Genomic DNA, 22,168 nt, shown 5'->3' on the forward strand with positions numbered 1-22,168 from the left:
CTCAGCCCAGTGCCGGATCCACTATCGGCACTTCGTCGAGGATAATGCCGTCCTTCATGCCCAGCAGCACCGCGACCTTGTGTGCTTCCCCTCGCTTGCCCTTCTTGCGGCCGGCCAATACCTGATAGGTAGTGGCCGGATCAACCCCATGTTCGCGCGCGAACTGTTGAACCGACTTTCCCTGGTGTTCCAGCCAGGCCTTGGCTTGTGCGGCAGTGCGTATACCGGGCATAGTTCAAAACCGTTCAATTTTGTTCAAAGCTTGAAGAGTATGACACCCCCTTGGGGTGTATCTGATGGGATCATACATCCAAATGAGTGGAATCGGTTCGCGGTTGAGGCAGGAGCGGGAACGCCTTGGACTGTCGCAAAAAGTTTTTGGTGAAATCGGCGGGGTGGAAGCCAACGCCCAGGGTAAATACGAGAGTGGGGATCGAGCACCCAAGGCAGATTATCTGTCGCGGGTGGCAGCCAGGGGAGTGGATGTGCTGTATGTGCTGACCGGCAGCCGGACGCCGGTCCAGGCCGGCAGGTTGAGCCGGACCGAGGAAAAGGTGCTTGACTGCTATCGGGCGCTGTTCAAGGGTGATCAGGATGCAATCTGTCGTCTGACTGCCACCCTGGCCGAGCTGTCGCAGGGCCAGGGCTCCAGGAAAAAAACCCAGCCCGCCGAGCCCTGAAGCCAGGGCCTGGCGGAGAGGCGGGCCGGGTGTGCGTTGTTATCGCGGCTGATGTGTTTTTAATAGCGCATGTGATTAGGTTTGTACGGCGCTTTTTTGCTAAGGTGTCGGGCAACCTGTAAAGACCATTTCGCGAGGTGTCTGCTTGATTAGGGTGCTAGTAGTCGATGACCACGATCTCGTTCGTACGGGCATTACACGAATGCTGGCTGACATCGATGGCCTGCAAGTAGTCGGGCAGGCGGAGTCGGGAGAGGAATCCCTGCTCAAGGCGCGGGAGTTGAAACCCGACGTAGTCCTGATGGACGTCAAGATGCCAGGGATCGGTGGGCTTGAAGCCACGCGCAAGTTGTTGCGCAGTCATCCGGACATCAAGGTCGTGGCCGTGACGGTCTGCGAGGAAGATCCATTCCCTACCCGATTGCTGCAAGCGGGTGCGGCGGGTTACCTGACCAAGGGGGCGGGGCTCAATGAAATGGTCCAGGCCATCCGCCTGGTCTTCGCCGGCCAGCGCTACATCAGCCCGCAAATCGCCCAGCAGTTGGTCTTCAAGTCGTTCCAGCCTTCCAGTGAATCGCCGTTCGATGCGTTGTCGGAGCGGGAAATCCAGATTGCCCTGATGATCGTCGGTTGCCAGAAGGTGCAGATCATCTCCGATAAGCTGTGCCTGTCGCCGAAAACCGTGAACACCTACCGTTATCGGATTTTCGAGAAGCTCTCGATCAGCAGCGATGTGGAATTGACGCTGCTTGCGGTTCGCCACGGCATGGTCGATGCCAGCCTCTGAAAAATGACCGACCTGTTTGATCCCAGCGCCTTTCTTTCTACCTGCAGTGGCCGCCCCGGTGTGTATCGCATGTTCGACAGCGATGCGCGCCTGCTCTACGTCGGTAAAGCCAAGAACCTGAAGAACCGCCTGTCGAGCTACTTCCGCAAGACCGGCCAGGCACCGAAGACCGCCGCCCTGGTGGCGCGTATCGCCCAGATCGAGACCACCATCACCGCCAACGAGACCGAGGCGCTGCTGCTGGAGCAGATCCTGATCAAGGAGTGGCGGCCGCCGTACAACATCCTCCTGCGAGACGACAAGTCCTATCCCTACGTCTTCCTCTCCGATGGCGCCTTTCCGCGCTTCAGCATCCATCGCGGGGCGAAGAAGCAGAAGGGCAAGTATTTCGGGCCTTACCCCAGTGCCGGTGCCATCCGTGAAAGCCTGAGCCTGTTGCAGAAGACCTTCCTGGTCCGCCAGTGCGAGGACAGCTACTACAAGAACCGTACGCGGCCTTGCCTGCAATACCAGATCAAGCGTTGCAAGGGGCCGTGCGTCGGCCTGGTCGAGCCCGAGGTCTATGCCGAGGACGTGCGCCATTCGGTGATGTTCCTCGAGGGGCGCAGCAATGCCCTGACCGACGAGTTGTCCAGTGCCATGGAAGCCGCCGCCAGTACCCTGGACTTCGAGAAGGCCGCCGAACTGCGCGACCAGATCGGCCTGCTGCGTCGGGTCCAGGACCAGCAGAGCATGGAAGGCGGTACCGGCGATGTCGACGTGCTGGCGGCTTTCGTCAACCCCGGCGGCGCTTGCGTGCACCTGATCAGCGTGCGTGGCGGGCGAGTGCTGGGCAGCAAGAACTTCTTCCCCCAGGTGGGCATCGAGGAAGATGTGGCGCAAGTCATGCTGGCGTTCCTGGGACAGTATTTCGTCAGCAGTCCTGAGCGCGACCTGCCGGCCGAGTTGATCGTCAATGTGACCCATGAAGACTTTCCGATCCTGATCGCCGCCATCTATGAGTTGCGCGGTCGCGAATTGACCATCAGCCACAGGGTGCGTGGCACCCGGGCGCGTTGGCAGCAGCTGGCGGTGACCAATGCCGAGCAGGCCCTGGGCGCGCGCCTGGCCAACCGTCAGCACGTGGCAGCGCGTTTCGAAGCCCTGGCCGAGGTGCTGAACCTGGACGAGCCACCGCAGCGCCTGGAGTGCTATGACATCAGCCATTCCAGCGGCGAGGCCACCGTGGCTTCCTGCGTGGTGTTTGGACCCGAGGGGCCACTGAAGTCCGACTATCGTCGTTACAACATCGAGGGCGTCACCGCCGGCGACGACTACGCGGCCATGCACCAGGCCCTGACCCGGCGCTTCAGCAAGCTCAAGGACGGCGAGGGCAAGCTGCCGGACATCCTCCTGGTGGACGGCGGCAAGGGCCAGATGGCCATGGCCCGCGATGTGCTCAATGAACTGGCGGTACCGGACCTGATCCTCCTCGGCGTGGCCAAGGGCACCACTCGCAAGGCCGGTTTCGAAACGCTATACCTGAACGACGCGGCCCACGAGTTCACCCTCAAGGGGGATTCGCCGGCGCTGCACCTGATCCAGCAGATTCGCGACGAGGCCCACCGCTTCGCGATCACCGGCCACCGCGCCCGGCGTGGCAAGGCTCGACGTACCTCGACCCTGGAAGGGGTGGCGGGGGTCGGCCCGACACGCCGGCGGGACCTGCTCAAGCATTTTGGTGGATTACAGGAATTGTCCCGGGCCAGCATCGACGAGATCGCCAAGGCACCGGGAATCAGTAAAAAGCTCGCAGAGTTGATTTATGCAAACCTGCACAGCGAGTAGAATGCCCAATCACCTCGTAGCCAGTTGTGCCGATGAATATCCCTAATCTGATCACCGTTCTACGCGTCCTGCTTATCCCGATCTTCATATTGCTGTTCTATATGCCTTATAGCTGGAGCTATATGGCAGCCAGTTCAGTCTTTGCCTTCGCGGCCGCCACCGATTGGCTGGACGGCTACCTGGCGCGACGCCTGGAGCAGAGCACGCCTTTCGGCGCGTTCCTCGACCCCGTGGCCGACAAGCTGATGGTGGCAGTGGCATTGGTGCTGCTGGTGCAGGAGCACGCCAACCTGTGGCTGACCCTGCCGGCGGCCGTGATCATCGGACGCGAGATCGTGGTCTCGGCCCTGCGCGAATGGATGGCCGAGCTCGGCGCCCGGGCGCAAGTGGCGGTGTCCAACATGGGCAAGTGGAAAACCGCGGCGCAGATGCTGGCGCTGGTGATCCTGCTGGCCAATCCTTCGGTCTTCAGCTTCTGGGTGTTGCTGGGCTACGCCTTGCTGCTGGTGGCGGCGGGCCTGACCTTGTGGTCGATGCAGCAATACCTGCGGGCCGCATGGCCACACCTGAAAATCGACGGCGAGAAAAAATAAGTTTTTTGAATCAAGGGGTTGACGTTCATTCTGATTTCTATAGAATGCGCAACACCAAGACGTTGCGGGAATAGCTCAGTTGGTAGAGCACGACCTTGCCAAGGTCGGGGTCGCGAGTTCGAGTCTCGTTTCCCGCTCCAAATTCAGAAAAGCCACTCAGTCGAGTGGCTTTTTTTTGCCCGAAATAAATGTCTGCGCAACATGGATGAAAAGTCCGTTGTTTCGGAGGGGCATTACAAATTAACTGTCTTGCCTGGGGCGTTGATACCGTGATGAGCGAACAGCCTCCTGATAGCGGCAATCGCTTCTGGCCATGCTCGACTTGAGGGAAAACCCTCATTGCTGCCTGCGCGCTTTCCTACAATGATGATGGAATTCGCCCTGCACAATGGAGCAAGCCATGAGTCATACCCCCGCCGACGACAAACGCCCGACTCCGGATCCGGCCGAGGACAATGCGTTTTTTCCCTCGCCGTACTCGCTAAGCCAATTCACTTCCGCCCACTCCGATCTCAGTGGTGCCGACTACCAGCGGCCCTATACCGGTGGGCGCTGGAAGGTGCTGGTGATCGGTGCGGACGAGCGCTATCTGCTGACCGACAACGGCACGATGTTCTCCACCGGCAATCATCCGGTGGAAACCCTGTTGCCCATGTACCACCTGGACAAGGCCGGGTTCGGTTTTGATATCGCCACCTTGTCGGGCAACCCGGTCAAGTTCGAGTTCTGGGCCATGCCCTCCGAAGATGTCGAGGTCAAAGGCCTGTATGCCAAGTACCGCGACCAGTTCAAGCAACCCTTGAAGCTGGCCGAGGTCCTGGACAACGCCCTGGGCGCCGATTCCGACTACATCGGGGTGTTCATCCCCGGCGGCCATGGCGCGCTGATCGGCCTGCCCGAAAGTGCCGAGGTGAAAAAACTCCTGCAATGGGCCATGGCCAACGACAAGTTCGTCATTTCCTTGTGCCACGGCCCCGCGGCATTGCTGGCTGCCGGGCTGGGCGAGACCAGGGACTCCTGCCTGTTCAACGGTTACCGCATCTGCGCCTTCCCCGACGCCCTGGACGCCCAGACCCCGGACATCGGCTACATGCCCGGCCACCTGACCTGGAAGTTCGGCGAACAGCTGTCCGCCCTGGGGATCGAGATCCTCAACCAGGACATTTCCGGGGCAGTGCACCAGGACCGCAAGCTGCTCACCGGCGACAGCCCGCTGGCGGGCAACGCCCTGGGCAAGCTGGCGGCCACCGCGTTGCTGCAAGCAGTGGCGGCCGGGTGACTGCGACCAGCGCTGAAGCGGCCCTGCACAGCGTCCTGGAATTGGAGCGCGCCACGGCGCTGCCTGCGATCCAGGCGCTGGTGCGGGGCCTGGCGGGCCCTTTCGGTTATGACCGTTTCGTGCTGTTTTCCGCCTCATCGGCCAGGGACGAAGTGCTCGAGCGCATCTACTGGGTCGAGGGGGACTGGTTCGGCGACGGCCAGGTGGTCGACGCCGCGACCTACGTGCGCCGCTGTCCGGTCACCCGGCATATCCTGGAGGCACGCGAGCCGTTCTTCTGGAGCAAGCGTGGTGACCGCTACCAGGTGGTCCGCCGCCCCCAGGGCGCCGGCCTGCATGGCCTGCAGGTACCGGTGTTCGGTCCCTTGGGCCTGGAGGGCGCCATGAGCTTGGGCGGTGAGCGGATCGACAGCAGCCCCAGGGTTCGGCTGATGTTGGGCAACGTCGCCAGTGCGGCGTTCTGTGCCGCACGGCGGTTGCTGGAGGTGGCCGTCAGCGACCCGTCCAGGCAGTTGTCGGATCGGGAGCGTGAAGTCCTGGCCTGGACCGCCGCCGGCAAGCGCCAGGCCGATATCGCCGTGACGCTGGGGTTGTCCGGGCGCACCGTGGAAAACCACCTGCGAGCGGCGCGTCGACGCTTGGGCGCCAGTACCACCGCACAAGCCATCAAGGTGGCGGTGCGCAACGGCGAATTGGACGCCGTGCCTGGCCGCCAGGAGCCGTAGCCGGGTTGCCGGGCAGGGCACGGCCGAGGTCGTCATGGACAACCTCGGCCTGGGCTCCGGGGTTAGTGGGCGACGGTCAGCACCACCTTGCCGATGTGCTGGCCGGACTCCATCAGGGCGTGGGCCTGGTCGGCATCCGTCAAGGCGAAGGTCTTGAAGATCAATGGCTTGACCGCGCCGCTCTGGACGTGGGGCCAGACCTTGGATTCCAGCTCGGCGATGATTCCGGCCTTGTCCTCTGGGCTGCGCGAGCGCAGGGTCGAGCCCAGGTGGGTCAAGCGCTTGACCAGCATCGGGAACAGGTCGACCTGGGTCGCCGGGCCCTTGACCACGCCGATCTGCACGATCCGCGCGTTCATCGCTGCGGCCTGGAAGTTACGCGCCACATAGTCGCCGGCAATGATATCGACGATGACGTCGACCCCAAGCTGCTCGGTCCCGAGCAGCACTTGCTCGACGAAGTCCTCGCGGTTGTAGTCGATGGCCACGTCGGCACCCAGGGCCAGGCTGGCCGCCTGTTGCTGTGCATTGGCGACCGTGGTGAAGATCTTCGACGCGCCCAGGGCCTTGGCCAGCATGGTCGCCGTGGTGCCGATGCCGGAGGCGCCGCCATGCACCAGCAGCGATTCGCCGGCCTTGAACTGGCCGCGCTGGAACAGGTTGACCCACACGGTCATGAAGGTCTCGGGCAGCGCCGCAGCTTCGATCATCGACAGGCCACCGGGCAGGTGCATGGTGGTGCGCTCGTCGGCGACCGTGTACTGGGCGTAGCCGCCGCCAGTGACCAGGGCGATCACCGGGTCACCCACGCTGAAGCGCGTCACCTCGCTGCCCAGGGCCGCGACTTCCCCGGCGATCTCCAGGCCCGGGATGTCCGAGGCGCCGGCTGGCGGATCGTAGAGGCCCTTGCGCTGCAGCAGGTCGGGGCCGTTGACGCCAGCGGCGTGGACCCGGATCAGGATCTCCCGTGGGCCAGGGGTAGGCACCGCCCGGCGGGCAGGTTTCAATACCTGTGGATCACCCGGCCGGGTGATCTCGATAACGGTCATCTGCGCCTCTGGCGCACTATGGGAATGGCTCATGAATGGGTCCTGGTAAGGTGGATGCCGGCCGTTCGGGCTGGGGTGGGCAAAGGTTACGCAAGCGGGCCGGTGCCGGCGCGCGGCGATTTTGCGAGGCTGTGTTGCAATGATTCTTCAGGGGGAAATCTTGAATGAACTGGGATGATGCACGGGTCCTGCTGGCCCTCGGGCGCGAGCTGACCTTGCGCCGTGCGGCGCGGGTCCTGCACGTGGACCAGGCCACGGTGGGGCGGCGTATCGCGGCCATGGAGGCGGACCTGGGATCGACCCTGTTCCTGCGCACTCCGGCCGGCTACCAGCTGACCAGCGTTGGCGAAATGGCCTTCGCGATGGCCGGGAAGATGGAGCAGATGGCCCTGGAGCTGATCCGGCGTACCGGGGGGATGGATAACGAACTGGCCGGCGAAGTGCGGATTTCCACCACCGACTCCCTGGCCTGTGATTTCGTGATGCCGGCGCTCAAGGCGCTGCACCTTGCGCATCCGGATATCCGCATCGTGCTCAACAGCACCTCCGAGGTGGTCAACCTGTCACGGCGCGAAACCGACATCGCCATCAGGAACCTGCGTCCGGACAATCCCGACCTGATCCTGCGCAAGCTGGCCGAGTGGCCGATGGGCCTGTTCGCCGCGCGCGAATACCTGGAGCGCCATGGCCAGCCCGAGCCAGGCACCGGCTTCAAGGGCCATAACCTGGTGATGTACGAGCCGTACTGGCGGGATCGTGCGCAGCCGACCTTGCTCGACGAGCCCATCGACCAGGCCCGGGTGGTGATGGCGGTGAACTCCAACATGTTGTTGCGACGCTCGATCGCCCAGGGCCTGGGCATCAGCGAGATCCCCATCGAGATGGGCCGGCGTGATGGCCTGGAGCGGATCTGGCCCGGGCGCACGGCCGGCAAGCCATATGAGGTGTGGATGGTCACCCACCAGGACCTGCGGCATACCACGCGCATGCGCCTGGTGATGGAGCACCTGGCGCGGTCCTTCGCCAATACTGGCGGGCCGGCGAATCCGCCGTTTGAATAATCCTCGGAATAATGCTGTGATTGCGCGCCTGAAGCCCGGCAGCCCTGCCTTTTCCTGAGATACCGCGCCATGGATAGCCAACAATCGACGACCCGGATGTCGCAACAGCCCGCCTGTGATACCGGGCCCCTGGCAGCGATCGCCGGCAGTGCCGCGCTGGTGCTGGAAACCAACAACCTGCGCGGCGGCAAGGACGCGGCGCAGGCCCTGGACAGCCTCAAGCACCTGGTAGCCCGCCTGGCTCGCCAGAGCCTCTGCCCGCAATCGCTCGGCCAATGGGTCATCACCCACGATGGCCTCGGGCAAGAGGCCCGGGAGGCGCTGTGCGCACTGGCCGGGCGAGCGCTGGAATTCGTCGAGATCGATCCCCGCACCGGTTACTACGAGGCCAAGAATATCGGTTTCGAGGCGGTCGACCAGGCGCGCTGCCAGTACGTGGTGTTCGCCGATGCCGACTGCCTTCCCGCCGGCCACTGGTTGGAGCAGTTGCTCTTGCCCTTCACCGAGACGGATGCGCCCCTGGCCGTGGCCGGGCGCACCAGCTATGCCCCGAGCGTGGTCGGCAGCGCGTTGACCACCATCGACTTCATGTACTTCCCCAGCCCGCTCGGTGCCCGGGCGACCCGCAATTTCTACGCGAACAACGTGGCCTTTCGTTGTGCCACCTTCGAGCAGTATCGCTACCAGCCGCTGGACGGCGTCTACCGTGCCCACTGCCAGGTCATGGGCCTGCGCCTGCAGGCGGCGGGGGTGGCGGTACGCTACGTTCCGGCGGCCCATACCGAGCACCAGTTGCCCGACAGCCGTGGCGAAGTGTTCAAGCTGCGCTGGTTGCGTGGTGGCGACAGTGTCGACCTGACCCCCCACCTGGTGCGTGCCTATATGCCGGGCTGGTTGCAATGGCTCGGACGCAGCGGACCTATCGGCCCCTTGTGCGTGATGCTCGGGCGCCTGGGCTACAGCCTGCGCGCACTCAACCACCAGGACCTGCCGGCCGTGCATGGGCGGCGGCGCCTGGGTGCGATCCTGGCGATACTCGGTATCTCGTCCCTGGATAGCGCCGGCGCGCTGGTCCGCGGGCTGGGGTTGAACATCGGCCGTGCCAGCGCGCGCCAGGGGCAAGCCCTGTCCTATCACCGCCAGCTGGATTGATCCGCGCCGCCCCCTTGGCACCCCTACAGGAAGTTCCCATGAGCATGAAACCCCTGGCCGCATTCGGCTCCTCCCTGGCGTGCCTGGCATGGTTGGCGTACGCCACCCCGGCCAGCGCCGCCCCCAGCGAAATCAACGGCCGCAGCGTGCTGCACTTCGTCTCCGGCAGTGGCTGTGCGACGGTCCAGGGCGGCGCCGCGCAAAACTGCAACCGCCTGGCCCTGGACGTGGCGGACGCACGGGCCAGCGTTGACCCGCAGGCGCGCACCATAGTGTTCAGCGTCGAGGCCCGGCCTGCCGGCAAGGGGGTGATCGGCGACGTGCTGCTGCATGGCAGCGGCATTGCCAGCGACGGCCAGCGCGTGCCCTTGAGCTTGCAGGTACTGGTGCGGCGCTCGGGCAAGACCTGGAAGGCCGACACCTATGTACATGCGCCGGTGCGTGGCACCTTCCGGGATATCGCCCTGGACCCTTACCAGATCAGCGTCCATCAGGGGCGTGACGAGCACGTGCTGCTCAATCCCGAGCTGGCGCGCAAGGTCTTGGCGCAGCCATCGATCGCCGCCCGGGTCGCCAGCTATTTGGTGGTGGTGCGTCCCAGCGACGAGAAAAATCCGACGGCCGATGACATCACCATCGGCCTGGGGGTCGGGCGGGTCTCGAAGTCGCTGATGCGTGCCCGCTTCAGCTCGAGGCAACCAGGCAGCCTGCCGCTGGACCAGGTGCTGGAGCAGGGCACCTGGAACCTCGACCTGCAAGCCTTGAGTGGCCAGATTCCGCGGTGGGTGGTCCAGCGCCAGCTGTTCGTCTTCGGCCTGGAGGACAGCCCCTTGCTCGAGGACGTGCGCCAGCGTGGCTTGCACAAGCACGACCGCCTGGAACTGGGCGCGGTCAATGGCAAGGGCTACCTGCGTTACAACGGCCAGGAGCAGAGTTTCCCCGGGGCCACTGCCAGCGGTACGGCCTTCATGCGTGACAGCTTCATCGGCCTGATCCTGGCCTGGCATCGCAGCGCCCAGGCGGCCACCACTGCGACCCAGGGCGTGGACACCGCGCAGTCCGTGCCATGAGTGCTGGCGAAGCGCTTGCAAGCCAAGCGGACTTCAGTTGCCTGGACATGCCCCGGCCCCGTGGGTTGGGAGCCGTACAGGCGCGCCTGGTGGATCGTATCAAGCGCGTCGCCCTGCAGCGCCTGCATCGCAGCGTGCGTGGGGAGCGCTTGCTGCTGCGCATCTACCTGGCTGGGGAGGATGCCACCGAACGTGCGCTGCTGGATGAGTTGCTGCCGCAGTCGCCACCCTGGCTCGAGCGCCAGGTCGAGCGGCACCTGGCCGATGAGCAACGGCACGTGACGCTGTTCGCCGCGGCCCTGGGCGAACGTGGCGGCGAAGGAACGGCACGCCTGGAACCGGATTGGCTCAGCCGGCGCAAGATCCTGCGCTGGCAGCGCCTGGCCCGTCGCTATGCGGGGCATTTCGAGCATGGCCTGCTGGTGCCGGCCTATGCCACCGGCCTGTGTGCCGAACAGATGGCGCAACGGGTGCTGAGCCGCCACTGCGCGGTCATCGGCGCCGAGCATGGGCTGTATCCGTTGCTGTCGCAGGTCCTGGCCGATGAAAAAGCCCATGTGCGCCTGTGCCAGGGCACCTTGCAACGCATTGTCGCCCCCCATGAAACCGTGCACCTGGCGCGCCTGCTCAAGGATATCCGCCGGGTCGATGCGAGCTTTGGCGTGACCGGTGCCCTGGCGATGTACCTGGCCGGCTGGGTGCTGGGCGGTGGGCGCGGCGCCATTCGATGACTCCACGCATTCTCTATCTCGCCACCGCCGATGCCCGTGGCCACCTGATGCGCGCGCAGTTGTTGGTGCATGCGCTGCGCGCGGCCGGCGCCCAGGTCGAGGTGCTGACCACGTCGGACCAGGGCCAGCGCTTCCTGCACAGTTTTGGGGTCCAGGCCGAGGTCCTTTCCCGCCACTATGCGGTGCAGTTCGACAGCCAGCAGAACATGCTGCGCCGGGCCACCAATCGCAATGTCGCCCAGTACCTGTTCCGTCCCGGGCGGATGCTGCGCGATATCCTCCAGCTGCGGCGCCGTTTGCGCGGCGTGGAGCTGGTGGTCAACGACTCCTTCCACCCGGCGTTGCTGTACATGGGCATGCTGCCGGGCTGGCGGCGCAAGGTGGTGCATGTGTACGGCGCGAGCCTGAAGGTGGCGTTGCTGAACAACTTCGACGGCATGTGGCCACGGCAGTTCGGGCGGTTGTTCGCCTGGATCGTCGGGTGCCAGATCAACGCTGCGCGGGCGCGCATCGAGCACGATTTTGCCTACGAGATCGACGATACCGTGGCCCGAGCGCTGTATCGCCTGCCGACCCCGGTGGCCCTGGCCGAGGCGGTGCAGGAACCGGCCGCGGTGGGCGCGGCGGTGTACCTCAATCCGCACTTTCGCGAACCCGGGCTGGCCGATGCCCTGGAGGCCGGCCTGGGCGATGCCGGCCTGGATCGGCACCTGGTGGGCGAGGGGTATGCCGGGCGCAACGGCTGGCTCGGGGTCGACCCGCACTGGGCCAGCCGCGCGGCCCGGGCGCAACTGCTGGTATCGGCACCCGGCATGGCGGCGCTGTCCATCGCCCGGGTCTACCAGCGGCCGATCATCCTGGTGGTGAGCAACCAGCCGGAGCAGGCCAGCAATGCGGCCCGGGCCAGCCGGTTGCAACTGCTGCACCGGGTGGTGACCTGGCGCGGCGACATTGCCGACTTTCGGCGCCAGGTGAGTGCGGCGGCGCAGCAATTGAGCGCGCTCGCCCCAGCGCCTGACGTGATGTCGGGCAACCAGCGGGCCCAGGCACGGATCGATGCCTGGGCCAACCATCTGCTTGGCTTGTGAGGGCGCCGCCTTGAGTCGCCATGTCCCCATGCCCGCGGCGAGCCGACAGCCATGACCGGCTCCTGGCCGCGTCTGGGGTCCGCCAATCCTCGGCAGGCCCTGGCGGCGGCGTTTGGCTTGCTGCTGGGGCTGGGCGCGTTCATCGGCCTGCAGCGCCTGGTCACGCCGCGCTATCACTGGGTCACGCCGCTGGATGAGCTGATTCCTTTCGTGGCCCAGTCCTGGTTTCTCTACGTGCTGTTCTTTCCCTTTGTGCTGTTGGCGGCGGCCTACGCCAGCCAACAGGGCTTCAAGGCCTTGCGCAACGCAACCGGTATCGCCTTCGTCGTGAGCCTGTTGTGCTTCTGGCTGTTTCCCGAGCAGGTGCCCCGGCCGGATCTCGGCGAACTCGGCAGCGGCTTCCTGCAGCAGCGACTGAGCCGGATGTGGCAACTGGACCTGGCCTGCAACGGTTTTCCCAGCCTGCATGTAACCGTGACTTGCCTGGCCTGCCGAGCACTGTGGGGCCGGCGTGGCAAATGGCTGGTCGCCGGCAGCGGCCTGTTGATCTGCCTGTCGACCCTGACCCTCAAGCAGCACACCCTGGTCGACGTCGCTGGCGGCCTGCTACTGGCCCTGGCCTGCGCCTTGGCCACTCACCGACAAGGGAGCATTCGCCGTGTCCCAGCTTGAATCGCGTGCCGGGGCCAACCTGGCATTGCGCGCCTTTACCCCCGCCGCCGAGTGGTTCGTCCTCAAGCCCTGGATCGGCCTGTTGGCGTTGCTGGCCGACTGGGGCCTGATCGGTGCGGCATTCGCCTGTGCCGCCTATTGGCCGCACCCCCTGACGTACCTGCTGGCGGCGCTGGTCATCGCCCGCAGCCAGCTGGCGCTGGCGGTGATCATGCACGAGAGCGCCCATGGCGTGCTGTTGCGTCGTCAGTCGGCCAATGACCGGGTCGGCCAATGGCTGGCCGCCGGTCCGTTGTTCCTGTCCCTGCGCACCTATCGGGCCGGGCACCTCAAGCATCATCGCCAGCCCATGCTGCACGACGATCCGGTGGTGGCGGTGTTCGGCATCGGGGACTATCCATTGCCTCGGCGGCGCCTGGCCTTGCGCCTGGCGGCGGACCTGTGTGGGGCGGGGTACTTCATCAGCGCCTTCAAGTTGGTTCGCGGCGACCACCGCCACTGCCTGCCCAAGGTCGACAAGTCGCCGCGCCAGGTGCTCGGCGAAGTCCTGTCGATGCTGGTGGGCAATGGCTTGCTGCTGGGACTGCTGGCCTGGTCCGGGCATCCATGGCTCTACCTGGGATTGTGGTTGCTGCCGGCCATCACCTTGTTGCCGCTGATGGGGCGCGTGCGGGCGATCCTCGAGCATGCGGGCTTGCCCGCCAACGCCGACCAGAGCCAGAACGCCCGCAGCATCGTGGCGCCCAACTGGCAGACCTTCGTCTTCGGCCCCCACGGGATCCACTACCACATCGAACACCATCTCTACGTGCGCATACCCTTCTATCACCTGCGCAGCGCCCATCGCCAGCTGGCGGCCCGAGGGCTGCTGCCGGTGGAAAACCTTTATCGGGGCTATATCGCGGTGCTGCGGGATGTCAGCCGCCCGGCGCAGGACGCTGCGGGCGACTGAGGCAGGCGCACTGGCCCCAGGGGCCAGTGCCAAGGGGACGGCTAGAGCTTGGGCAGCTGTCCGACCCGGCCGACCATCTCGGTGACGATCTGCAGGTCCAGCAGGAACTGCTCCACGGTCTTGAACTCGTTGTCGGTGTGGCCGGTGTATTTCACCTCCGGACGCGCCAGGCCGAATTGCACGCCGTTGGGCAGTTCATGTACCGAGGTCGCCCCGGCGGAGGTGCCGAACTTGTGGGCCATGCCCAGGTTCTCGCTGGCCACGTCCAGCAGCGCCTTGACCCATTCGCCCTCGGGATTGCGGTACATCGGTGCGGCGACCGAGGTATTGAACTGCACCGCCACCTGGTTCTGCTTGCTCCAGGCCTCCAGCTTGTCGCTGATCTGCGCCTTCAGCGCCTCTGGCGCCTTGCCCTTGGGCACGCGCAGGTTCACCGCGACCTTCAGCGCCTTGTCATCCACGCTGACCAGGGTCGGCGAGGTGGTCAGCGGGCCCATGAAGGCGTCCGAGAAGCCCACGCCCAGCTTCTTGCCTTCGTAGTCCAGGCCCCAGTTGTCGGCGAGGTAGTGCGCGGCGTCGGTGAACGAGTTGTGCTTGAGCGCCACCTTGCCCTCCAGGCCGTGGACGAAGTCCAGCATCCGCGCCACCGGATTGACCCCGGACTCGGGCTCGGAGGAGTGGGCGGACACGCCGGTGACGGTCAGCAGCACGTCCTTGCCTTGCACCCGGGCGTCGATCTTGAAGTTGCCGCCGTGGCGCTTGACGTACTCGGCCCCGGCCTTCTGCAGGCTGGCCACCAGTTCGGCCGGCTGCTCGGTCACCAGGGTCGCCACCGAGGTGGAGGGGATCTGGTTGGTGGCCAGGCCGCCGGTCAAGTGGGTGATCTGCGCGCCCGTGCCCTCGGCGGCACGCTGGGCGAAGGTCGCCATTACGGTGCCATAGCCTTTCTCGGCGATCACCACCGGGTAGCCGCCATCGAGCGCCAGGTTGTAGTTGGGCACCGGGTTGTGTTCGAAGTAGTAGGGGATGGCATCGCCGCTGGTTTCCTCGGTGGTGTCCACCAGCAGCTTGAAGTTGCGGGCCAGGGGCAACTGCTCTTCCTTGACGATCTTCATGGCGTACAGCGCCACCACGATGCCGTTCTTGTCATCCTCGGTGCCGCGCCCGTACATCCGGTCGCCGATCAGCGTGACCTTGAACGGGTCGAGCCGGGTACCGTCCTGCAGCACCCAGTTCTCCGGGGTGACCGGCACCACGTCGGCGTGGGCGTGGATGCCCACTACTTCGTCGCCGCTGCCGGGCAGGGAGATCTCGTAGACGCGGTTGTCGACATTGCGAAACGCCAGGCCGAAGCCCTGGGCCAGGCCCTTGATCTTGTCGGCGATCTTGAGGAATTCCGGGTTCTCGTGCTGGGGCACGCCATCCACGCGGAAGGTGGGGATGGCCACCAGTTCGCGCAGGGTTTCAGTGGCGGCCTTGCCGTACTTGACCCGGGCATAGAGCCCGAGCAGGCGATGGATCTCGTTCTGCTGCTCGGCCGAGAGCGTCTTGCCGGCCAGGAAGCCATCGATGGCCGGGGCCAGGTGGGCGCTCTTGCCCGGCTGGCTCTTGGCGACCTCACCGATAAACTGGCGGAAGTCCTTGACCGAGGCGTCGTTGAAGTTCTTGAGGATGGCCGCGCTCTGTTGCGGCGTGATGTTGGCCTGGGCGACGTTGGCAAACGCCGACAGGCTGGCGAGCATCAGGGTGGCCGTGGCCAGGTGCTTGAGGGAAAAGTCCATTACGCAGGGCATTCCTTTGCAGGAGGTGGGTAGGGAATGTCTGATAGGCCAGACAGAAACCTTGCCAAGCTAACACTGCGCAGGAGGGCTGCGGGAGCCCCGGAAAGGGGAACTGTCGCACGGAAATGCAAAAGCGGCGCACAAACGAAAGATGTGTCGCCGGCGGGGCAGGGGGCGCCGCGGTGGGCGCCCCCTGCGTTGGGGACTACTTTAGATGACGGCGTCCCACGGACGGTCGCCATGCTCGTCCTTGATGCGGGTCGGCAGTCCCATCACGTCCAGCGCCTTGAGGAACGGCTCGGCCGCCAGCTCCTCGACGTTGACCATGCGCTGCACATCCCACTCGCCACGGGCCACCAGCAGGGCGGCGGCGACTGGCGGCACGCCTGCGGTGTAGGAAATGCCCTGGCTGTCGGTCTCGGCGTAGGCTTGCTCGTGGTCGGCCACGTTGTAGATGAACACCTCGCGCGGCTGGCCGTCCTTGGTGCCCTTGACCAGGTCGCCGATGCAGGTCTTGCCGGTGTAGCCCGGGGCCAGGGAAGCCGGGTCGGGCAGCACGGCCTTGACCACTTTGAGCGGCACCACTTCCAGGCCTTCGGCGGTCTTGACCGGCTGCTCGGAGAGCAGGCCCAGGTTCTTCAACACGGTGAACACGTTGATGTAATGCTCGCCGAAGCTCATCCAGAAGCGCACGTTGGGCACTTGCAGGTTCTTGGACAGCGAGTGCACTTCATCGTGGCCGGTCAGGTACAGGTTCTGCGAGCCCACCACTGGCAGGTCGTCGGTACGCTTGACTTCGAACATGGTGTTGCTGGTCCACTGGCTGTCCTGCCAGCTCCACACCTGTCCGGTGAATTCGCGGAAATTGATTTCCGGGTCGAAATTGGTGGCGAAATACTTGCCATGGGAACCGGCATTGACGTCGAGAATGTCGATCGAGTCGATGCGCTCGAAATGCTGTTGCTTGGCCAGGGCAGCGTAGGCGTTGACCACGCCCGGATCGAAGCCCACGCCGAGGATGGCGGTGACGTTCTTCTGCTGGCATTCCTCGAGGTGTTTCCACTCGTAGTTGCCGTACCACGGTGGGGTCTCGCAGATCTTGCCCGGCTCTTCGTGGATCGCGGTGTCCAGGTAGGCCACGCCGGTATCGATGCAGGCACGCAGCACCGACATGTTGAGGAAGGCGGAACCGACGTTGATGACGATCTGCGATTCGGTCTCGCGGATCAGCGCCTTGGTCGCCTCGACATCCAGAGCGTCAAGCGAGAAGGCCTGGATATCGGCGGGCACCTTGAGGCTGCCCTTGGCCTTTACGCTGTCGATGATGGCCTGGCATTTGGAGATGTTGCGCGACGCGATAGCAATACGACCGAGTTCGTCGTTGTGCTGCGCGCACTTGTGGGCCACCACCTTGGCGACACCTCCTGCACCAATGATAAGAACATTCTTCTTCAATTTACTTACTTCTCCTTAATTACCTGCCCGTTCAGGAAAGGCTGGACAGGTAGTCTTCGAAACCAAACTCGCGAACCACTTCGACACTACCGTCGAGTTGTTTCACGACGATGGACGGCATTTTCAGACCGTTGAACCAGTTTTTCTTGACCATGGTGTAACCCGCCGCGTCAACGAACGACAGTCGATCGCCGATGGCCAGCGGACGCTCGAATTGGTACTCGCCGAAGATGTCGCCGGCCAGGCACGACTTGCCGCAGACCATGTAGGTGTGCTCGCCGTCGTTGGGGGCCATCTTGGCATTGAGGCGATAGATCAGCAGGTCGAGCATGTGCGCTTCGATGGAGCTGTCCACCACCGCCAGGTGCTTGCCGTTGTACAGGGTGTCGAGCACGGTGGTTTCCAGCGAGGCGCTCTGGGTGATCGCCGCTTCGCCGGGCTCCAGGTACACCTGCACGCCGTACTTTTCGGAGAAGGCCTTGAGCCGGGCGCAGAACGCATCCAGGGCATAGTCTTCGCCGGTGAAGTGGATGCCGCCGCCGAGGCTGACCCAGTCGACCTTGTGCAGCAGGTGGCCGAAGCGCTCCTCGATGTGATTCAGCATCTGGTCGAACAGGCCGAAGTCGCCGTTCTCGCAATTGTTGTGGAACATGAAGCCGCTGATCTGCTCGATCACTTGCTCGATCTTCGCCGGGTCCCATTCGCCCAGGCGGCTGAATGGACGAGCCGGGTCGGCCAGCAGGTAGTCGGAGCTGCTTACCTGGGGGTTGACCCGCAGGCCGCGGACCTTGCCGGCGGACTGTTCGGCGAAGCGCTGCAGCTGGCCGATGGAGTTGAAGATGATCTTGTCGCAGTTATCGAGCATTTCCTCGATCTCATCGTCGGCCCAGGCCACGCTGTAGGCATGGGTCTCGCCCGCGAACTTCTGCCGGCCCAGCTTGAGCTCGTACAGCGACGAGGAGGTGGTGCCGTCCATGTACTGCTGCATCAGGTCGAACACCGACCAGGTAGCGAAGCACTTGAGGGCCAGCAGGGCCTTGGCGCCGGATTGCTCGCGCACATAGGCGATCTTCTGCATGTTGACCAGCAGCTTCTGTTTGTCGATGAGGTAGTAAGGCGTCTTGATCATTGGGCGATCTCCGGCAGGGCCAGCCAAAAAGGTACGCATTGTGCCTTCAGTGTCCACAGATCGAAAGCACGGAAATGGATTTTCGCCGGATGGCCGCTTGTGCTCTTGCGTCATCGGCCAATGCATGCGATGAGGGGACCGTGGGCAGGCCCGCGCCCCCGGCTGTGCGAGTTGCCAGCGGCATGGCTGCCGGTCTTGCTCCTGTTCCTACGATATCGATAACGGAAGCCGTCATGAGTGATCAGCCTGCGCCTTGCAACCCCCTGAGCGACGATCGGTTCCGCCTGCTGGTCGACGCCGTGGTGGACTACGCGATCTACATGCTCGACCCCCACGGCCGGGTCGTCAGTTGGAACAGCGGTGCCAGGCGTTTCAAGGGTTACCAGGAAGCGGAGATCCTCGGCGCGCATTTCTCCTGCTTCTACACCCCTGAGGATCGCCAGGCCGGATTGCCCGACCGGGCGCTGGCGGTGGCCGCCGACCAGGGCCGCTTCGAAGGCGAAGGCTGGCGACTGCGCAAGGACGGTACGCGGTTCTGGTGTCATGTGGTGATCGATCCGATCCGTGATCCCCAGGGGTTCTTGCTGGGGTTTGCCAAGATCACCCGCGACATGACCGAGCAGCGGCGTGCCGAACAGACCCTGAAGCAGAGCGAGCAGCAATTTCGCCTGCTTGTGCAGAGCGTGACCGACTACGCGATCTACATGCTCGACCCCGAGGGCCGGGTCAGCAGCTGGAACCCGGGCGCCCAGCGCATCAAGGGCTATGCGCCCGAAGACATCATCGGCAAGCATTTCTCACTGTTCTATACGCTCCAGGACCGGGCCGCCGGCGAACCGCGCAATACCCTGGAGATCGCCGTGCGCCAAGGGCGCTTCGAGAAGCAGGGCTGGCGCATGCGCAAGGACGGTACGCAGTTCCTGGCCCATGTGGTGGTCGATCCGATCCGCGCCGACAATGGCGAGCTGCTGGGTTTCGCCAAGATCACCCGCGATATCAGCGAGGTGGTCGCGGCCCAGAAGGAGTTGGAAGCGGCGCGCGAGGCGCTGTTCCAGTCCCAGAAGCTGCAAGCCATCGGCCAGCTCAGCGGCGGTATCGCCCATGACTTCAACAACCTGCTGACGGTGATCCGCGGCAACCTCGAGTTGCTGCGCAAGCGCATCGGCGAAGATCCCAGGCTGTCGCGCCTGGTGGACAACGCGCTGCTGGGCACCGAGCGCGGCGTCACGCTGACCCAACGCATGCTGGCCTTTGCCCGCCGGCAGGAACTCAAGACCGAGGCCGTCGACCTGTACCCGCTGGTCTACGGGCTCGATGGTCTGTTGCGCAGCTCCGTGGGACCGCAGGTCACGATCCAGCTGGACGTACCCCAGGACCTGCCCGCAGTGCAGGTCGATGTCAACCAGTTGGAGTTGGCGCTGCTCAACCTGGTGGCCAATGCCCGTGATGCGATGCCCGCCGGTGGCGCGATCCTGATCCAGGCCCGGATGCCTGGTGCCGTCGACCTGCGCCAGCCACCCTGCGTCTGCCTGGCAGTGATCGATAGCGGCGAAGGCATGGATGAACAGACCCTGGCTTGCGCTACGGATCCGTTCTTTACCACCAAGGGCCTGGGCAAGGGCACCGGGCTTGGATTGTCCATGGTCCATGGCCTGGCCGAGCAACTGGGTGGCCGGCTGATGCTCAAGAGCTGCAAGGGGCAGGGCACCACCGCCGAGCTCTGGCTACCCTTGGCCAACCGCAGCGAGGCCCGCGCGTCCCGGCAACCGACAGGGGAATCGGGGCCGGTGGTCAGGTCCTTGTGCGTACTGCTGGTGGATGATGATGCCTTGGTGCTCGACAGCACCACGTTGTTGCTCGAGGACCTGGGCCATCGGGTGATCCGCGCCGCTTCCGGGGCCGAGGCCCTGGAGACCTTCGCGCAGTACCCGGGCATCGACCTGATGATTACCGACATGGCCATGCCGCGCATGGATGGTGCGCAATTGGTGGCGGCGGTTCGACAACTGCGCCCACAGTTGCCGATCGTGCTGGCCACCGGCTACGCCCGGCACCTGGGGGATGAGGTAGTCGGGTTGCCACGCCTGGTCAAACCTTATACCCAGGCGCAACTGGTGGCCGCCGTGGCCCTGGCGATGGTGCCGCGCACATCCCGGGCTCGCGGCCCGGACAACTGATACCGCGCCGCGCTGGCGGGTCTCGAGTCCCCAGGGACCTGCCTCGTTTTTTGCTCTGCAGCGAGCACATATTTAGTAATTTTCCTGCGCCAACGCCTGTCGCACCATCTGCGCATCCGACTTGACAACCCGGGTTCTGAAACAAGGCGCCGAGCCTTCCGCCGGCGCCTGCCGTCTCGCAGAAGGACACAGACATGAGCGTTGAACAAATACACGTGGATACCCTGGTGGTGGGTGCGGGCCAGGCCGGCGTGGCCATGAGCGAGCACCTGGGCAAGCTGGGCGTGCCGCACCTGGTGCTGGAGCGCAAGCGCATCGCCGAGGCCTGGCGCAGTGGCCGCTGGGATTCGCTGGTGGCCAACGGCCCGGCCTGGCACGACCGTTTCCCGGGGCTGGAATTCGACCTGGGCCCCGACGCCTTCGCCACCAAGGACCAGGTGGCGGACTACTTCGAAGCCTATGCCCGCCAGGTCGACGCGCCGATCCGCACCGGTGTCGAAGTGCGCCAGGTGCAGCGCAACGTCGGTCGTCCCGGCTTCACGGTCGAGACGTCCATGGGGCCGATCCAGGCCAATCGGGTGGTAGCGGCCACCGGGCCGTTCCAGCGCCCGGTGATCCCGCCCATCGCTCCTGCCGATACCCGGCTCCTGCAGATCCACTCCGCCGACTACCGTAACCCGCAACGACTGCCGGCAGGCGCGGTGCTGGTGGTGGGCGCCGGATCGTCCGGGGTGCAGATCGCCGATGAGCTGCAACGTGCCGGCCGCCAGGTGTACCTGTCGGTGGGCGCTCACGACCGGCCGCCACGCGCCTACCGCGGCCGTGATTTCTGCTGGTGGCTCGGGGTCCTGGGAGAGTGGGACGCCGAGATCGCCAAGCCCGGCCGCGAGCACGTGACTATCGCCGTCAGTGGTGCCCGTGGCGGCCAGACCATCGACTTCCGCGCCCTGGCCCACCAGGGAATCACCCTGGTGGGGTTGACCAAGGCCTTCGACGGCGACCGGGTGAGCTTCCAGGCCGACCTGGTGGACAACCTGGCCCGGGGCGACGAGAACTACCTGGCCCTGCTGGATGCCGCCGACGCCTACATCGCCCGCAACGGCCTCGACCTGCCGGCCGAACCCGAAGCCCGGCGACGCCTGCCGGACCCAGTGTGCGTGACGCGGCCGATCCTCGAGCTGGACCTGCGGGCCGCGGGCATCACCTCGATCATCTGGGCCACCGGTTATGCCGTGGATTTTTCCTGGTTGCAGGTCGACACCTTCAGCGAGCAGGGCAAGCCCTTGCACCAGCGCGGCGTGTCCCGCGAGCCGGGGATCTACTTCCTCGGCCTGCCGTGGCTATCGCGGCGCGGTTCGTCGTTCATCTGGGGTGTCTGGCACGACGCCAGGCACATCGCCGATCACATCGCCACCCAGCGCAAGTACCAGGCCTACGGCAGCGAGCCGGCCGGGTCCAGCGTCCATGCCTTCAGTTCCGTGGGAGCCCGTTGATGCCAGTCCATACCCGTATCCGCATGTTCAACACCAAGGACACCTATCCCAACCAGACCCTGGACAACGACCTCTGCCAGGCGGTGCGCGCCGGCAACACGGTGTATGTCCGGGGCCAGGTGGGCACCGATTTCGCCGGCAACCTGGTGGGGCTCGGCGATCCACGAGCCCAGGCCGAACAGGCGATGAAGAACGTCAAGCAACTGCTGGAAGAGGCCGGCAGCGAGCTGGCCCATATCGTCAAGACCACCACCTACCTCACCGATCCGCGCTATCGCGAGCCGGTCTACCAGGAGGTAGGCAAGTGGCTCAAGGGCGTGTTCCCGATCTCCACCGGCCTGGTGGTCGCGGCCCTGGGCCAGCCCCAGTGGCTGATGGAGATCGACGTGATCGCGGTGATTCCCGAGTGAGTGCCGTGCTGTGGTGTTTGGCGGCGCCGCTCGGCGCGTCCCAGGGGCCTTTTGGGG

Annotated in this window: 21 protein-coding genes and 1 tRNA gene; 17 read left to right on the plus strand and 5 right to left on the minus strand. The window is 64.9% G+C overall.

Annotated elements, in window-relative coordinates:
- Position 1: 1 nt before the first annotated feature.
- Positions 2–232 (minus strand): DNA-binding protein, encoded by a 231-nt coding sequence (locus AC3WK8_RS04505; protein WP_085597978.1) that lies wholly within the window; start codon positions 230–232, stop codon positions 2–4.
- An 82-nt stretch (positions 233–314) separates the two neighbouring features.
- On the opposite strand from AC3WK8_RS04505, the gene AC3WK8_RS04510 reads away from it, so the two are divergent.
- The 7 genes from AC3WK8_RS04510 to AC3WK8_RS04540 all read left to right on the plus strand — a co-directional run bounded on the left by AC3WK8_RS04510 (position 315) and on the right by AC3WK8_RS04540 (position 5,891).
- Complete coding sequence (locus tag AC3WK8_RS04510) at positions 315–680, plus strand: helix-turn-helix domain-containing protein (protein WP_085598043.1); 366 nt, start codon at positions 315–317, stop codon at positions 678–680.
- A gap of 145 nt (positions 681–825) precedes the next feature.
- Complete coding sequence (gene gacA, locus AC3WK8_RS04515; RefSeq protein WP_031320037.1) at positions 826–1,467, plus strand: response regulator transcription factor GacA; 642 nt, start codon at positions 826–828, stop codon at positions 1,465–1,467.
- 3 nt (positions 1,468–1,470) lie between these two features.
- Positions 1,471–3,294 (plus strand): excinuclease ABC subunit UvrC, encoded by a 1,824-nt coding sequence (gene uvrC / locus AC3WK8_RS04520; protein WP_103324531.1) that lies wholly within the window; start codon positions 1,471–1,473, stop codon positions 3,292–3,294.
- A gap of 32 nt (positions 3,295–3,326) precedes the next feature.
- Positions 3,327–3,887, plus strand: a complete 561-nt coding sequence (gene pgsA, locus AC3WK8_RS04525; RefSeq protein ID WP_031320034.1) for a CDP-diacylglycerol--glycerol-3-phosphate 3-phosphatidyltransferase — start codon at positions 3,327–3,329, stop codon at positions 3,885–3,887.
- Positions 3,888–3,951: 64 nt separating this feature from the next.
- Positions 3,952–4,027, plus strand: a tRNA-Gly gene (locus tag AC3WK8_RS04530).
- Positions 4,028–4,287: 260 nt separating this feature from the next.
- Positions 4,288–5,166 (plus strand): glyoxalase III HchA, encoded by an 879-nt coding sequence (gene hchA / locus AC3WK8_RS04535; RefSeq protein WP_085597981.1) that lies wholly within the window; start codon positions 4,288–4,290, stop codon positions 5,164–5,166.
- Positions 5,163–5,891 carry a PA1136 family autoinducer-binding transcriptional regulator gene (locus AC3WK8_RS04540; protein ID WP_053131011.1) on the plus strand — a complete coding sequence of 243 codons (729 nt, stop codon included), beginning with the start codon at positions 5,163–5,165 and terminating at the stop codon, positions 5,889–5,891. Before hchA ends, AC3WK8_RS04540 begins: the two co-directional genes overlap by 4 nt.
- Before the next feature lie 62 nt (positions 5,892–5,953).
- On the opposite strand, the gene AC3WK8_RS04545 is transcribed toward AC3WK8_RS04540, so the two are convergent.
- On the minus strand, positions 5,954–6,940 hold the full coding sequence (locus AC3WK8_RS04545) for an NAD(P)H-quinone oxidoreductase (RefSeq protein WP_053131433.1): 987 nt from the start codon (positions 6,938–6,940) through the stop codon (positions 5,954–5,956).
- A gap of 164 nt (positions 6,941–7,104) precedes the next feature.
- Between AC3WK8_RS04545 and AC3WK8_RS04550 the strand changes: the two genes are divergently transcribed.
- The 7 genes from AC3WK8_RS04550 (at position 7,105) to AC3WK8_RS04580 (ending at position 13,666) form a co-directional block, all read left to right on the plus strand.
- Positions 7,105–8,001: a LysR family transcriptional regulator gene (locus AC3WK8_RS04550; protein WP_103324532.1), complete on the plus strand. Its 897-nt coding sequence runs from the start codon at positions 7,105–7,107 to the stop codon at positions 7,999–8,001.
- 96 nt (positions 8,002–8,097) lie between these two features.
- The gene (locus AC3WK8_RS04555; protein ID WP_103324533.1) at positions 8,098–9,153 is read left to right on the plus strand and encodes a glycosyltransferase family 2 protein; all 1,056 of its coding nucleotides are present in this window, start codon (positions 8,098–8,100) and stop codon (positions 9,151–9,153) included.
- A 38-nt stretch (positions 9,154–9,191) separates the two neighbouring features.
- Positions 9,192–10,223 carry a hypothetical protein gene (locus AC3WK8_RS04560; protein ID WP_256592258.1) on the plus strand — a complete coding sequence of 344 codons (1,032 nt, stop codon included), beginning with the start codon at positions 9,192–9,194 and terminating at the stop codon, positions 10,221–10,223.
- Positions 10,220–10,954 (plus strand): hypothetical protein, encoded by a 735-nt coding sequence (locus tag AC3WK8_RS04565; protein WP_031320029.1) that lies wholly within the window; start codon positions 10,220–10,222, stop codon positions 10,952–10,954. The genes AC3WK8_RS04560 and AC3WK8_RS04565 overlap by 4 nt, the downstream gene beginning before the upstream one ends.
- Positions 10,951–12,042 carry a glycosyltransferase family protein gene (locus AC3WK8_RS04570; protein WP_103324534.1) on the plus strand — a complete coding sequence of 364 codons (1,092 nt, stop codon included), beginning with the start codon at positions 10,951–10,953 and terminating at the stop codon, positions 12,040–12,042. The genes AC3WK8_RS04565 and AC3WK8_RS04570 overlap by 4 nt, the downstream gene beginning before the upstream one ends.
- 51 nt (positions 12,043–12,093) lie before the next feature.
- On the plus strand, positions 12,094–12,714 hold the full coding sequence (locus tag AC3WK8_RS04575) for a phosphatase PAP2 family protein (protein WP_103324535.1): 621 nt from the start codon (positions 12,094–12,096) through the stop codon (positions 12,712–12,714).
- Positions 12,701–13,666, plus strand: coding sequence for a fatty acid desaturase family protein (locus AC3WK8_RS04580; RefSeq protein WP_103324536.1), 966 nt, complete (start codon positions 12,701–12,703; stop codon positions 13,664–13,666). The genes AC3WK8_RS04575 and AC3WK8_RS04580 overlap by 14 nt, the downstream gene beginning before the upstream one ends.
- A 41-nt stretch (positions 13,667–13,707) precedes the next feature.
- Here the strand turns inward: AC3WK8_RS04580 and AC3WK8_RS04585 are convergent, their stop codons facing one another.
- The 3 genes from AC3WK8_RS04585 to nspC form a co-directional block, all read right to left on the minus strand.
- A complete protein-coding gene (locus AC3WK8_RS04585; RefSeq protein ID WP_103324537.1) occupies positions 13,708–15,447 on the minus strand; it encodes a dipeptidase in 1,740 nt (579 codons plus the stop codon).
- A 210-nt stretch (positions 15,448–15,657) separates the two neighbouring features.
- On the minus strand, positions 15,658–16,902 hold the full coding sequence (locus AC3WK8_RS04590; RefSeq protein WP_103324538.1) for a saccharopine dehydrogenase family protein: 1,245 nt from the start codon (positions 16,900–16,902) through the stop codon (positions 15,658–15,660).
- Positions 16,903–16,933: 31 nt separating this feature from the next.
- Positions 16,934–18,031 carry a carboxynorspermidine decarboxylase gene (gene nspC, locus AC3WK8_RS04595; RefSeq protein ID WP_085597990.1) on the minus strand — a complete coding sequence of 366 codons (1,098 nt, stop codon included), beginning with the start codon at positions 18,029–18,031 and terminating at the stop codon, positions 16,934–16,936.
- A 233-nt stretch (positions 18,032–18,264) separates the two neighbouring features.
- Between nspC and AC3WK8_RS04600 the strand changes: the two genes are divergently transcribed.
- The 3 genes from AC3WK8_RS04600 (at position 18,265) to AC3WK8_RS04610 (ending at position 22,111) form a co-directional block, all read left to right on the plus strand.
- Complete coding sequence (locus tag AC3WK8_RS04600; protein WP_103324539.1) at positions 18,265–20,208, plus strand: hybrid sensor histidine kinase/response regulator; 1,944 nt, start codon at positions 18,265–18,267, stop codon at positions 20,206–20,208.
- Between the two features lie 194 nt (positions 20,209–20,402).
- Positions 20,403–21,701, plus strand: coding sequence for a flavin-containing monooxygenase (locus tag AC3WK8_RS04605; RefSeq protein WP_103324540.1), 1,299 nt, complete (start codon positions 20,403–20,405; stop codon positions 21,699–21,701).
- Entirely contained in the window at positions 21,701–22,111 is a 411-nt protein-coding gene (locus AC3WK8_RS04610; protein WP_022639313.1) for a RidA family protein, read from the plus strand. The genes AC3WK8_RS04605 and AC3WK8_RS04610 overlap by 1 nt, the downstream gene beginning before the upstream one ends.
- Positions 22,112–22,168 lie beyond the last annotated feature (57 nt).

The organism is Pseudomonas sp. FW507-12TSA (assembly GCF_058781435.1).

Coding starts and splice junctions, on each gene's coding strand:
- AC3WK8_RS04555 (WP_103324533.1), top strand. CDS start 8,098: ATGTCGCAACAGCCCGCCTGTGATACCGGGCCCCTGGCAGCGATCGCC.
- AC3WK8_RS04605 (WP_103324540.1), top strand. CDS start 20,403: ATGAGCGTTGAACAAATACACGTGGATACCCTGGTGGTGGGTGCGGGC.
- AC3WK8_RS04560 (WP_256592258.1), top strand. CDS start 9,192: ATGAGCATGAAACCCCTGGCCGCATTCGGCTCCTCCCTGGCGTGCCTG.
- AC3WK8_RS04570 (WP_103324534.1), top strand. CDS start 10,951: ATGACTCCACGCATTCTCTATCTCGCCACCGCCGATGCCCGTGGCCAC.
- uvrC (WP_103324531.1), top strand. CDS start 1,471: ATGACCGACCTGTTTGATCCCAGCGCCTTTCTTTCTACCTGCAGTGGC.
- AC3WK8_RS04610 (WP_022639313.1), top strand. CDS start 21,701: ATGCCAGTCCATACCCGTATCCGCATGTTCAACACCAAGGACACCTAT.
- AC3WK8_RS04550 (WP_103324532.1), top strand. CDS start 7,105: ATGAACTGGGATGATGCACGGGTCCTGCTGGCCCTCGGGCGCGAGCTG.
- AC3WK8_RS04600 (WP_103324539.1), top strand. CDS start 18,265: ATGAGTGATCAGCCTGCGCCTTGCAACCCCCTGAGCGACGATCGGTTC.
- AC3WK8_RS04510 (WP_085598043.1), top strand. CDS start 315: ATGAGTGGAATCGGTTCGCGGTTGAGGCAGGAGCGGGAACGCCTTGGA.
- AC3WK8_RS04545 (WP_053131433.1), bottom strand. CDS start 6,940: ATGACCGTTATCGAGATCACCCGGCCGGGTGATCCACAGGTATTGAAA.
- AC3WK8_RS04585 (WP_103324537.1), bottom strand. CDS start 15,447: ATGGACTTTTCCCTCAAGCACCTGGCCACGGCCACCCTGATGCTCGCC.
- nspC (WP_085597990.1), bottom strand. CDS start 18,031: ATGATCAAGACGCCTTACTACCTCATCGACAAACAGAAGCTGCTGGTC.
- hchA (WP_085597981.1), top strand. CDS start 4,288: ATGAGTCATACCCCCGCCGACGACAAACGCCCGACTCCGGATCCGGCC.
- AC3WK8_RS04505 (WP_085597978.1), bottom strand. CDS start 232: ATGCCCGGTATACGCACTGCCGCACAAGCCAAGGCCTGGCTGGAACAC.
- AC3WK8_RS04565 (WP_031320029.1), top strand. CDS start 10,220: ATGAGTGCTGGCGAAGCGCTTGCAAGCCAAGCGGACTTCAGTTGCCTG.
- pgsA (WP_031320034.1), top strand. CDS start 3,327: ATGAATATCCCTAATCTGATCACCGTTCTACGCGTCCTGCTTATCCCG.
- AC3WK8_RS04575 (WP_103324535.1), top strand. CDS start 12,094: ATGACCGGCTCCTGGCCGCGTCTGGGGTCCGCCAATCCTCGGCAGGCC.